The 10,643-nt window shown below is 63.6% G+C and carries 14 protein-coding genes and 1 pseudogene; 5 read left to right on the forward strand and 10 right to left on the reverse strand.

What is annotated here, in order from left to right:
* The first annotated feature begins 17 nt into the window (after nt 1-17).
* From NI18_RS13365 to NI18_RS27095, 4 genes are all read left to right on the forward strand, one after another.
* The gene (locus NI18_RS13365) at nt 18-569 is read left to right on the forward strand and encodes a recombinase family protein (RefSeq protein ID WP_004213210.1); all 552 of its coding nucleotides are present in this window, start codon (nt 18-20) and stop codon (nt 567-569) included.
* Nucleotides 566-1,351 carry an SDR family NAD(P)-dependent oxidoreductase gene (locus NI18_RS13370; protein ID WP_004213209.1) on the forward strand — a complete coding sequence of 262 codons (786 nt, stop codon included), beginning with the start codon at nt 566-568 and terminating at the stop codon, nt 1,349-1,351. The genes NI18_RS13365 and NI18_RS13370 overlap by 4 nt, the downstream gene beginning before the upstream one ends.
* A 384-nt stretch (nt 1,352-1,735) precedes the next feature.
* Nucleotides 1,736-2,107, forward strand: a complete 372-nt coding sequence (locus tag NI18_RS13375; RefSeq protein ID WP_037530416.1) for a PRC-barrel domain-containing protein — start codon at nt 1,736-1,738, stop codon at nt 2,105-2,107.
* 279 nt (nt 2,108-2,386) lie between these two features.
* Nucleotides 2,387-2,509 (forward strand): hypothetical protein, encoded by a 123-nt coding sequence (locus NI18_RS27095; RefSeq protein ID WP_306286409.1) that lies wholly within the window; start codon nt 2,387-2,389, stop codon nt 2,507-2,509.
* Between the two features lie 78 nt (nt 2,510-2,587).
* Here NI18_RS27095 and NI18_RS13380 read toward each other — a convergent pair whose 3' ends face one another.
* Both NI18_RS13380 and NI18_RS13385 read right to left on the reverse strand, forming a co-directional pair.
* The gene (locus tag NI18_RS13380; protein ID WP_037530419.1) at nt 2,588-3,034 is read right to left on the reverse strand and encodes a globin domain-containing protein; all 447 of its coding nucleotides are present in this window, start codon (nt 3,032-3,034) and stop codon (nt 2,588-2,590) included.
* 146 nt (nt 3,035-3,180) lie between these two features.
* Nucleotides 3,181-3,696, reverse strand: a complete 516-nt coding sequence (locus tag NI18_RS13385; RefSeq protein ID WP_052149200.1) for a sensor histidine kinase — start codon at nt 3,694-3,696, stop codon at nt 3,181-3,183.
* Between the two features lie 48 nt (nt 3,697-3,744).
* Here NI18_RS13385 and NI18_RS25720 point away from each other — a divergent pair, with 48 nt between their 5' ends.
* Nucleotides 3,745-4,296, forward strand: a complete 552-nt coding sequence (locus tag NI18_RS25720) for a hypothetical protein (RefSeq protein WP_198527015.1) — start codon at nt 3,745-3,747, stop codon at nt 4,294-4,296.
* Between the two features lie 78 nt (nt 4,297-4,374).
* Here NI18_RS25720 and NI18_RS13395 read toward each other — a convergent pair whose 3' ends face one another.
* The 8 genes and pseudogenes from NI18_RS13395 to NI18_RS13435 form a co-directional block, all read right to left on the reverse strand.
* Nucleotides 4,375-4,575: a hypothetical protein gene (locus tag NI18_RS13395; protein ID WP_037530425.1), complete on the reverse strand. Its 201-nt coding sequence runs from the start codon at nt 4,573-4,575 to the stop codon at nt 4,375-4,377.
* Between the two features lie 88 nt (nt 4,576-4,663).
* Entirely contained in the window at nt 4,664-5,581 is a 918-nt protein-coding gene (locus NI18_RS13400; RefSeq protein WP_306286410.1) for a GGDEF domain-containing protein, read from the reverse strand.
* 307 nt (nt 5,582-5,888) lie between these two features.
* A complete protein-coding gene (locus NI18_RS13405) occupies nt 5,889-6,491 on the reverse strand; it encodes a sigma-70 family RNA polymerase sigma factor (protein WP_292682177.1) in 603 nt (200 codons plus the stop codon).
* Nucleotides 6,492-7,037: 546 nt separating this feature from the next.
* Nucleotides 7,038-7,322: a WGR domain-containing protein gene (locus NI18_RS13410; protein ID WP_037530430.1), complete on the reverse strand. Its 285-nt coding sequence runs from the start codon at nt 7,320-7,322 to the stop codon at nt 7,038-7,040.
* Nucleotides 7,323-8,000: 678 nt separating this feature from the next.
* The gene (locus tag NI18_RS13420; RefSeq protein WP_037530435.1) at nt 8,001-9,137 is read right to left on the reverse strand and encodes a serpin family protein; all 1,137 of its coding nucleotides are present in this window, start codon (nt 9,135-9,137) and stop codon (nt 8,001-8,003) included.
* A gap of 166 nt (nt 9,138-9,303) precedes the next feature.
* Nucleotides 9,304-9,573, reverse strand: coding sequence for a DUF1971 domain-containing protein (locus NI18_RS13425; RefSeq protein WP_037530438.1), 270 nt, complete (start codon nt 9,571-9,573; stop codon nt 9,304-9,306).
* Nucleotides 9,573-10,310, reverse strand: a complete 738-nt coding sequence (locus NI18_RS13430; protein WP_037530440.1) for a DUF6118 family protein — start codon at nt 10,308-10,310, stop codon at nt 9,573-9,575. The genes NI18_RS13425 and NI18_RS13430 overlap by 1 nt, the downstream gene beginning before the upstream one ends.
* Nucleotides 10,311-10,319: 9 nt before the next feature.
* Nucleotides 10,320-10,643: pseudogene (locus NI18_RS13435) on the reverse strand (Ti-type conjugative transfer relaxase TraA); the annotation flags it as partial.

Raw genomic sequence — 10,643 nt, forward strand, 5'->3', positions numbered from 1 at the left:
ACAGGATCGGGCATCATGTGGCGCTGATCGGCTATGCGCGCGTCTCGACCGCAGACCAGAAGCTGTCGCTCCAGCTTGACGCGCTGAACACTGCCGGGTGCGACCGTATATTCGACGATCACGCATCCGGGGCAAAAGCCGATCGGCCTGGCCTAACCGAAGCGCTCGCCTATTTGCGCCCCGGCGACACGCTGGTGGTCTGGAAACTCGACCGCCTCGGCCGCTCGATGAGCCACCTGATCGAGAAGGTCGGCGAGCTTGCGGCGCGCGGCATCGGGTTCCGCTCACTCACCGAGAATATCGACACCACCACTTCGGGCGGCATGCTGGTGTTCAACATCTTCGGCTCGCTGGCCCAATTCGAGCGTGACCTGATCCGTGAACGCACTCATGCCGGCCTCAAGGCCGCACGCGAGCGGGGCAACAAGGGTGGTCGCCGGCCTGTCGTTACCCCCGACAAACTACGTAAAGCGCGGGCGCATATCGCAGCGGGCCTCACTGTTCGTGAGGCGGCGGCCCGGCTCAAGATCGGCAAAACCGCCCTATACAAGGCTCTGGAAAACGCGTGAAACCGCTGGCGATCAAGAACTCGTGGGTGCTGGTCACAGGGGCTTCGACCGGTTTGGGCAGAGCGTCCGCCCTCCGCTTGGCGGCATCGTACCAGGCCAAGCCCCTGATTGTTGGACGAAGGCTCGACAACTTGCGGGAGCTACAGACCGAAATTGACGAGCGGTTCAATGTGCCGTGCGAGATTATAGTGGCTGATCAACGTGAAATCGAGGGCAGGGAGAAAATCGCGGCTAAGGTTGCAGAATTGCAAGTAACAGCCGCTTTGTTGGTTGCCGGAATGACGAGCGTTGGTTCATTTGATGCAGGCCGTGCCGACACTTATGCCGAGGTAATTGAAACAAACATACTCGGTTTCACGGATTTGCTGGCTCGCCTGATTGCGATTTTCAGGGAGCAGCCGTTTGAATCCTCAGTAATCGCCGTGTCGAGCCTGGCGGGCGAAACATCCGTGCCCTTCCAAGCGGTCTACGGCGCGTCGAAAGCCTATGTGAGCACCCTCATGCGAGCGCTTTCCGTGGAGCTTGCCGGGACGGGAGTGAGTGTTGGGTCTTTTGCACCCGGTGGAATCGACACAGACATGGCTGCCCTCAGCGATTTGAAGTGGGGGAGGTTGGGTTTGATGGACGTTGACCGGTGCGCGGCCCATGCAGTCCACGCTCTGGTTTATCGGCAATCCTTCGCCATACCGGGGATGGGCAACCAGCTCACATATTTGGCGAGCAGGGTTCTACCTCGATCGTTGGTCAATCGGATTGCCGCCCTCCCATATCGGCGCCCGTAGGGCGGCACCACATAAAAGGGGCAGGAAAGCCTGCGAATAGCATCTGCTGGCATCGTACCGGATTTGTTCGCCCTTAGCGTGCAGATACGTCACTTTCGTGTAGTCACCCCAAGTCGTCCATATGAGCTCCAATATACAATCACTCCGGGAGTTGGCTATGCCGCCGCGCCGCTGATCTTCTCGCGGGAAACTTTGCTGCAGGCCGGCGGCCTCAAGCTGAGCTGCTGGCCCAGGTCCTAGCCGTTGGCGCTCACTAGTCGTCTATGGGGATGCCGCCAAATTGAAGGCGCTCACCCGCTCTATCGTTCTGCACCACCCATTGCTCGATTTCGTCGGAAACCCATCAGGGCTGCGTCGTTCTCCTTAAACGAAAGGAGACTCGAAATGGCAGACACCGACATCGCTACCGATGAAACCAACCGCCTGATTGCCTCCAACAAGGTCGAAGGTACGGCCGTTTACGATCGCAATGGCAATCGACTCGGCTCAGTTTACAACTTCATGGTCGATAAGCGCGCGGGCCGTGTCGAATATGCGGTCATGTCCTTCGGCGGCTTCCTCGGCATCGGCGAGGAATATCATCCGCTGCCTTGGGACCAGCTCACCTATGACACGAACCAGGGCGGCTATGTCGTCGATCTAACAAAAGAACGGCTCGAAGGCGCGCCGCGCTATCGAGCGGGCGAAGAACCTGCTTTTGATCGGACCTATGGCGAGCAGGTCTATGGCTATTACGGCTCGACTTATCCCTTCTGAGACAGGGGGACGGCGGGGGGCACCCCGTCGTCCTCTGCTTTCGTGATTATGAACGATCATGACGATCCCTCCGAGCTGCCGTGTCCGATTCCCTTTATCATGAAGCGCTGAAAACCTTGGGAGACGCCCTCAAAGCGGGGCCGAAGGCTCTCGCCCGTAGCACTGGCGCAGCAGCCCGAACGAACTTTGTGGATCGCCTCACGACGCTGGCGCACCAACTCGATGTTGGTGGCATGGCGGGGCGAAAGAGGTGCATGAGGCAGCTCGATCATCGCAAGGATGCAGCAGAATCAAAAAAACGTAGAAAGCGATGATTGGTCAGTCGCCGACCATGAGGCCGTTGCCGGCCTGAAAGGCATCGAGACCACGCTTCTCAAACTGGCAAATGGCGTCGAACAATGAGCATCTGACTGCCGTGCCGACCAACGATTTTAGAATCGGCTTCTCACATCCTTTGGGGGGAACGGCTCGCTACGGCGATCATGCCGCCTTGGTCTGGTAGAGCTGCGCCTCACGATTGATAAGGATATCGGCCAGGAACCAATAGGCCTCACCCCAAGCGTTCAGAATCTCATCGGTTGCCGCCTCGCCCAATATGTCCCGGATAGCCGGCAGCAGCGCGTTGGCGACCGCAGGATAATGTTCGGGCTTGATATGGGTCTGGACATGGCGTGCGGCGATGCGCTCGATCGCGGGTTTCAGCACATCGAGCTTGTCGACGTTCTGCGCGAAGGCGAGGATCGCGGCCGCTAGGCGCTTAGGTTGCGCGCCGGATTCGTGCGCGGCCATGTCGAACAGCGCCTTGATCTCCGGATCGACGAACAGGCGCTGATACATGCGCGTGGTAATCTCCACGCCGTGCTGCTGGAGCGCAGGCGCCGTAGCTTTCACCAAAGCCATTGTTTCGGGGGAGAGTGGTTTGGACATTCAGACGTGCTCCGGATTTCAGGCCCTGACAAAGAGACGATCGAAGTGGCGAGAGGTATCCAGTCGGGCAAGGAGCGCGGGCCGGGGAGACCGGCATGCGCGATGAACCCAAGGCTAGCGGCGGGGGATTCCGTATCCGGACTCGATCATAGCTCGATCGCGGCCAGAGGGGCGAGCAAGGTCCACACGACGCCCGAGACGGGAAATTCCAGCTCGGCACGGCCGCGCAAGCTGCGGCTCGCGGCCGTGCATATCAGCCGCGACCCAAAGCCCCGCCGCTCGGGCCTGACGACTGGCGGGCCGCCACGTTCGGTCCATTGCATCCAAAGCTCGGCCTCGGTGCCCGATCCCAGCACTTTCCACGTCAGCTCGATCGTGCCTGTTTCGTTGGACAGCGCACCATATTTGATCGCGTTCGTCGCCAACTCGTGAAAGGCGAGGGTCAACGTCATCGCCGCCTTGGGGCCGATCGTGACCGTGGGGCCGTCGAGGCGAAGCCGCTCCGCGTAGAGAGTGAAGTGGCCCAGCGCATTTTCTGCGAGCGCGGGCAGGGGTGCCGCCTGCCAGTCGTGAGATAGAAGCTGCTCGGTCGCCTTGCCCAGCGCCGCCAATCGCTCGTCAGTGGTCGATCGGGCGTCTTCGATCGAATCGGCCGCCTGCAAGCTCTGGCTGACAAGGGAGCGAACGACAGTGAGAATGTTCCTGAACCGATGCTCAAGCTCACGAATCCGGGTTTCAGTATCGACCATAATTCTACGCGCCCCCTGCTCGGCTACTTAGATCAATGGACAGCCGAAGACGAACATTTTGCACCTCCGTGTGGAGCTACAGAGCCGGACGGCGCGTTGCTGGCTGGCCGGTGGAACGGCTGCGTAAGTGCTTGGTGCGACATGACTACACAAAGCGGAATCACCGGTCTTCGCGTGCTGATTGTTGAAGATGATTATTGGGTCGCGGCAACGCTGGTTGAGATAATATCCGATGCCGGTGCCGAAGTCCTCGGCCCTGTCGATTGCGTGCGGGACGCCCTCGCGGCGCTTGACTCATCGCCCCACGTCGCCAGCCTCGATGTGCAACTTGGCCTCGAAACCTCGTTCCCGATCGCGGACGAACTGGACCGGCGCGGCGTGCCCTTCATCTTCGCCACGGGCACGGCCAGCATGATCCCGGCTGCCCACGCCTCACGCCCGACCTGCCACAAGCCCGCGTCGCGTGAGCTTCTGATCGGGGCGCTCTGCCGCGCGCTTGATGCTGCCTGCTAAGCCCCCGCCCGCCCTCGGACCTCGGGAACTTTTACCTTCTATTCCCGCTCCGGCAGCAAGCATCGGGTGGCTGCACAGTTATTCCCCCGGAGGGAACAGCCGCGCCTCAAGGGCAGCGGCTTCGGCGCGTTGCTGTTCGGGGGACTTGTCCTCGGCCGCGTCGAGCGCCGCTTGAAGGTGCACGGCGACATTGCCGCGCTCGTCGGCCTTGTCGAGCGAAGCCATCGCCCTCTTCATGAGGCTGATCGCAGTCGCGATCTCCTGTGCCCGCTCGTCCATGCGCCTCTCCTGCGAAGGAATGTGAACTGTAGCCGTCCGCGAAAGCTCCGCCCATCGCTCGGATGAGCCCCGTCCGGCTGCTCGCCCGTCATGTGGCCTCCATCACCCGGAGCCTGGACGGAACAGGGGTGTCCCGGTCTCGACCGGTCGTTCCGCGGCCGATCTCTACGGCGTTCTTCCCGGCGCGCTTGACCGCGTACATGAGCTGATCGACCGCGTGCATCAACGAGGGCTCGTCGCGCGGAGTATCCGGCGAGATGAGCAGCGCGCCCATGCTGCACGTCACCGGATGAGGCGTGCCGGCCAGAACCGACGACAGGCGCTTGTGAAGCAAGCGAGCGAAATACACCCCTTCCTCGGCCGAATGGACGGGAAGCAAGAAGGCGAACTCGTCGCCGCCGATCCGGCCGAAATCATCCTCGCGCCGGATGGTCTCCCGCGCGCCCTGCGCGAAGGCGCGCAGCACCTCATCGCCGGCAACATGGCCGTGGCGGTTGTTGATGCCCTTGAAATCGTCGAGATCAAGGATCGCGAGCAGGAAGAATTGCCGGGCAGGCACCGCTAGATCGAGACGATCGATCACGCGCTCGCGGAACGTCTCCTTGTTGAGGGCATCGGTCATGCGGTCGCGCGCCGCCAGGTGGTGCTCCCGATCGAACGAGCGGCGAAAGCTGAGAACAATGGCGGCGACGAAAACATACGTGACCGCGCGCACGGCCATCCGCGCCCCTAACAGGGCGGGGGAGAGCCTTGGCAGCTCGGCAAGATGCGGCACGACAGTGAGGACCGCCGCAACGATCGCCACCAGATAGCCAGCACGGCTGCCCAGCGCCCAGCAGGCGGCGCAGACAATCGGGATATAGAGTGGCGCGAGACCTATCCGGGGAAAATGTGCGTCCGCCAGCGCCAGCGCCGTGACGCTGAGGAGGATCGCGAACCATGCGCGTTCGCGTGGCAGGGAATGAAGACGATCGGCGAGGCGGCCGACAGGCAGATGACTATTCACGCATGTCCTACTCGGTCAAAAGGTTCTCCAAGCTCATTCCCGCCCCAAGTGTTCCTGTGCAGCCGGCGGCACGCCCCATTTCGGAGACGTGCCGGCCACTGAACCGGGTGTTGGAAACCTGAAACACGTCAGGCGCGGACGCCTTTGGCCGGGTGGCTTGGACATGCGCGCCCGCCACCCGGTCGATGAAGCTCGACCGGCTCGTGTTTCAGGAGGTTTCCACGCCTCCACCCGCGTCTCCGCAGGTGCGCGCACGCTACCGGCAAACCGTTAAGAAAAGCAACAAGCCGACAGGCAACATCGCAGATCAGCCGATCTTGACGCCCCGCCAGTCCCGCTTTTTCCGCAGGTGGATGGGCCGCTTGGTCACTGACGCGGGCGTATCACGGCCGGTCCTGTCGGCCAGCAACGGCGTCGATCGCTCCTCGATGAGGGCGCGCAGCCGGGTCCGCCCGCGTGCGATGCGGCTCTTGAACGTGCCTGCTGCAATGCCGAGTTGCGCCGCTCCGTCCTCGATGGACACGCCTTGGCTCGCCAGCAGCACCGCCTCGCGCTGGTGAGGCGGAAGTTCGCTGAGCGCCCAATCCGTGTCACGCAGCCAGATGGCAAGGCTCTGGGTCTCGTCCACCTTCAGCATCCGGTCGCGTGCATCCTCGGGCAGGTCGGCGTGAAAGCGGGCGCGGCGACGTCCCGTGAGAAAGCTGTTCTTCATCACGGTCCGCGCCCAGGCGGCGAGGCTTGTTCCCGCCGTGAAGCTGGCGCGCGCAGTCCAGCACCGAAGCATGGTGTCCTGCAAGAGGTCGTCGGCGTCGGCGCCGCCTCCGGTCAGTCGCCGGGCATAGGCGCTAAGCGCGGCTGCCTGCTCAAGCAACGCGGCGCCGAATTCATCGTCGGGCATGGCGATCAGCACGGGAACGCGGGCAGGCGCAGTGGGCGGCATCTCATTCTCCGGCAGGCTTCTCCTGCTCAAAGCGATATAGGATGCCCGCCCCGACGATGTTGCCGGCCAGACCGCTTCAAGGCCCGCTTCGTCCCGTCTCGGTCGATCAGGCCTCCATCCGTGCTATAAGGCTCCCATATCGCAATCGGAGAGAGACGATGGAGCGGCTGTTTCCGCGCGCCTTGATAGCGTGCATTCGTGAGGCTCGCGCGCCGACACCGCAGGAGCTTGCATCGATGGCCGAAAAGATCTGGCGCGAGGCTTTCCCGGAGCGCCCATTTCGACGCGAGCGCGCCATGAACATCGCCGCCGTAGCGCTCACAGGCGAATGCCCGACGCGCGACGCACCGCCGGTATCCTGTCCTGCGGAACCATTTTCAGCGAGAATGCGGAGCGCTACGGTAAGCCGATGGTCGTCGGGACTGTCGAGAGGATGCGCCGCTTGAGCCGGCAAACATGCTGGCCGTAGCACCGGCTGTTTCTTCAAGCGGCCAGCGGGCCGCTGACGGTGGCGGCTCAAATCTTGGCGATCATCAGCTCATAAGGCACCCCGATCCGCGTCTCGGCGGTTCCGCGCCGCCGCAGGATCGTAGCGATATGGCGGTCGGCCGCCGCGCGATCGGCGAAGGCGTGCCGCTGGGCTTGGCCGTGTGCCCCGATCCGGCCCCAGCGGGCTTCGACAACGATCATGCCGAAAAGATCGAGGCTCACGGAAATGCTGTAGCGCCGGCGGATGTTGCGCGCCGGATCGAGCGCCACCAGCTCGATCGGTTCGGGCAGGGAAAGGTTCGCGCCATTCATGGCGCGGAGCCTACAAAACAACGGCTCCAAAGTCCGGCGACTTTCCTGAATCAATGACGCGCCGGTGATTCAGGAAATCGATGGTTCCTCGCATTGTTACCTCGTGTGCGGGAGTTCACGTCGCTTCTGACGCTGTTCGAACCAGGTGGTGAATGCCGACTGAGTGCAAACGTCCAAGGGTTCGTAGGTGCCAGGCGCAACGCGCCGAAACAGCATGGGGCCGGTCCGAACGGCGCTTCGGCCGAGAGAAACCTGGCAGCTATTCCCCGTCATCCCGCAGCGGCCTCCTATGTTCATCACCGGACTGGTGCGGATGCGGATTGGCCCCGAGGCGCGGCCCTTCATGATCCGGATAACGCGCGCGGGGCGGCTCTGCTCGATCTGCTGCCCGGGCCTGAACCACGGTCGCGCTCGTCCGTCCGACCCGCACCAGAAGCTGCGCGGTGCCGTCACCGGCGCCCGCCCTATCTCCAACTCACCAACAAGATCGGCTTTGGCGAACGCCGCGCGTCCCGCTGCCTCAATGTTGTCGGGCAGGATGCACGAACACGCCAGGGCGGACGCGGGCGCGCTCAACGCCGCACCGGCCAGGGCCGTGCCGATCGCTCGGAAAAGCGATACCATCATCATGCCGGGAGGCTATGCTAGCACGGCTGAACGGAGCATGCCCTTGTGCGCCTAGGGAATCGCGGTCGGATCGGCGATGCGCCCGAAAAACAGCACCGCGCCGCTCTTCCGGTCGCGCAAGGTAACGAGGAAGGGGCGATCGACCACCATCTCCGGCACCTTGGGCTCCATCCGCGCACTGGTCACGACGATCTTCACTGCGGTCGCCGCCGCTGCCTCGGTGCCCTCCTCATCGACACGCAGGAAGGTCGCGTGCGCCACGTCATCGATCGCCAGGCGCGCACCGCTGGCGATTCCCGACAGGTCCGCACGCTGCTGGTCAAAGGCGCTTGGCATTCCCGCTGCGATCAGCGCTGCCTTCACGCTCTCATCGAACCTGGCTTCGAAGCGGGGCAGAATGATCCGCATCTCGCGCGCCTGCTCCGCTGCCAGGTCGAAACGATCATTGCCGCCCTGCTCGCCGGCGAAGAAATCGACCCCCTTCATCTCGCGCTCCCAACGGCGCAGGGTCGCCGTGTCGCGCGGCAGGAAGATTTCCATCACGAAGCTGCCATCGCCGCCATAAGGCAGGGCAATCGCCTCTCCCTCATGGGTCTCGCGATAGTCGAACCGGCCTATCCGCTTCATCATCGTGATCGGAATGCGCGTGCCGTCGCCACGCGTGAAGGTCCGCGTTTCCGTCTCCTCGAACGGCACCTGCCACTTTGCCTTGAAGTAAAGCGCGTTGGTCAGCACAGCGGCGGTGTCATCTCCGAAGCCGCTCGGAGAGACGATCTCCGAAATCCTACCCTTCGTCTCGCGCGAGACCCAGCCATTGATCCGTGCGGCCGCTCCGGTGGGATCACCGGCATAATCGACCGTTTCCGGAGCCGCCCCGAAGCCGGAGCGCGCCTCGGCGACATACTCGCCCCGGATCGGCAATCCCTTTGCCAGCCATAGCGCGTTCGCGATGCCGAGCGTGGTATCGGCATTGCCGGTATCGCTGAGCTGGGCATTATAGGCTCTGATAGGCACGGCCGCATTCGGGACCGAAGGCCAGTCCAGAACGCGCCCGATCTCGTCGCGTGTGACACCTCGCGCACCGAGGTAAGCAAGCCCCAGGCCCTGTGACAGACTGACCGGGGAGATGAACAGATTGGCGTTTGCATCGGCCGTCGCTGCCAAGTGCGGGTAGACCTTGGCGGTCATCACCGCCGCACCATAAGTTAGCGCCCAAGGCGTGACCTCGCTTCGCGCCGATGGCCCGGGAGGAGACCTGCCGAACTTGGGTGCCGGAGCGCTTGTCACGCAGCCACCAAGCGCCAGGCTCACGAGAAACGGGAATGACAAGGCTGCTTTACGCATGGCTCTCTCCCTAGAGGCTTGGCCGCTGATCGTAGAAATCGACCTGCATCCGCATGGCTCCGAGCGGTTCCACGAAATGCGGCTGTTCCGGTAGAACCAGCCCTGGCCGATCGGGTGTAAGGATCACCTCGGAGGCAGGGTCGAGACAGGTGAGCTTCAATCTCCCCTCGATGACCCGGATCACGCCCCACACACCGGCCTTGGTGCGATGCTCGGAGCGCAAGGCAGCGGGCAATGTGGCCTCATCGAATATGGGTGTCGAGCGGTAGGGAATCGCCATTACCTCTTCACTCCTACCTGGACCGTGCATCGCACCGGCTGATCCGCCTTCCTTGCAGCTTGCCGGCATCCTTCGATCTTTTCACGATTGTCGCGCAGCAACCTGTCGGCCGCGACGATCGCCTCCCAGCTCGGCTGCGACGCACTCGCCATCAGATGCTGCCCGGCATCCCACGGTGTCGCTTCGGCAAGAACCCGCGTCGCCATGCGTTCGGGCCATTGCCAGCTCGCCGGCACGATCTCGCGCGCCACCAGACCGGGCAGGAAGGACCATAGCAGGATGCCTATCAGCAGCCCGCCCAGCCCGAACCATAGCTGTCGGTCCTTCTGGTCTCGTGCCGTGTGCGCGGAATGAACCACGCCGCGCAGTTCGCGCGCATGCTGCTTCATCTCGTCGGTGGCGGCTGCGAGCGCTGCATGGTCGGCGCTGCGCAGCTCGACCGCCGCGCGGTTGATCTGCGCCGCCATCTGGGCAGGCGTCATCGCCAGCGCCGGCGACTTCACGATGGCCGTCGCGATCTGATCGAGCCGCCCGTTGGTGCTCTCCAGCCCTTGCGCGATATGCCCCAACGTCTCGGAATAATCCGGCACGTCGATGCTGGCGCGCTCGGCCGCAACGCTCTCCACGGCGCGGCGCATCAACGCCACCTCGCCGCGCATCTGCTCGACCGTGGCCTCTAGCTGCGCGAACGCCTCGGCCGCCGCGTCGCCGCCCTCCTCCCATTGCTCGTCGGCCATTCTCTCTCCTTACCGGCTCATCCCTCGGTCGCGGCCGATGGCAAGCGAGCGGGTCAGCTCCTGCTCGATTGCACGGTCCCGGCGCATTTCCAGCCCCAGCTCGGGCGCACGGCGGCGCAGCACCGATTCAAGCTGCGGGTCGCGGTGCAGCGTTCCGGCCAGGCTCTCCATCTTCTTGCCCGTGCGCTCCGCGCCGGCACGATCGCCGCTGCGCGCAAGCTCGGCTCGCTGGCGCGCCATGTTCTGCCAGCGCTCCACAAATCGGTCGGCGCGACGCTCGGGGCTGGTGCGCACCTGGCCTTCCTCGGCCATCGCCCGCGCCGCCCCCGCCGG

This window comes from Sphingomonas sp. Ant20 (genome assembly GCF_000783375.1).
GTDB classification, from domain to species: domain Bacteria; phylum Pseudomonadota; class Alphaproteobacteria; order Sphingomonadales; family Sphingomonadaceae; genus Sphingomonas; species Sphingomonas aerolata.